General features: G+C 43.7%; 1 protein-coding gene. It reads right to left on the reverse strand.

The features are described 5' to 3' along the window. Positions 1 to 638: DUF1542 domain-containing protein (locus JVV30_RS12575; RefSeq protein WP_204194330.1), on the reverse strand; the 638-nt coding region annotated here is incomplete at both ends.

A 638-nucleotide genomic window follows, 5' to 3' on the forward strand; every position in this document is an offset into this window, starting at 1 on the left:
CAGTTTTCGCTGTATCTACGCCTGCGTTATTTGTTGCTTTGTCTATCGCGTTTTTAGCAGTTGTCACTGCTTCATCGACTTTCGCTTTGGCTGTTGCTTTTTCTTCTTCTGTTGCGTTTGGCGTTTGATCGATTTCTGCTTTCTTAGCTTCGGCTGCTTTGTCAATTGCTACTTTTGCTTCGTCTTTCTTAACAACCGTTGGTTGCACATGATTGATCGCGTCTACACTTGAAGATTTAGCAGTGTCTACGCCTGCGTTATTTGTTGCTTGATCTATCGCATTTTTAGCTGATGTCACTGCTTCATCAACTTTCGCTTTGGCTGCTGCTTTTTCTTCATCTGTTGCGTTTGGTGTTTGGTCTATTTCCGCTTTTTTAGCACGAGCAACTTCATCTATTGCGTTCTTTGCTTGGGCTTTTTTCTCAACCGTTGGTTGGACGTGATTAATGGCATCTGTTCCTTCAGTTTTCGCTGTATCTACGCCTGCGTTATTTGTTGCTTGGTCTATCGCGTTTTTAGCAGTTGTCACTGCTTCATCGACTTTCGCTTTGGCTGCTGCCTTTTCTTCGTCCGTCGCGTGTGGCGTTTGATCGATTTCTGCTTTCTTTGCTTCGGCTGCTTTGTCAATTGCTACTTTT

The sequence above is a fragment of the Staphylococcus sp. GDY8P47P genome (assembly GCF_016892225.1).
Lineage (GTDB): Bacteria > Bacillota > Bacilli > Staphylococcales > Staphylococcaceae > Staphylococcus > Staphylococcus borealis.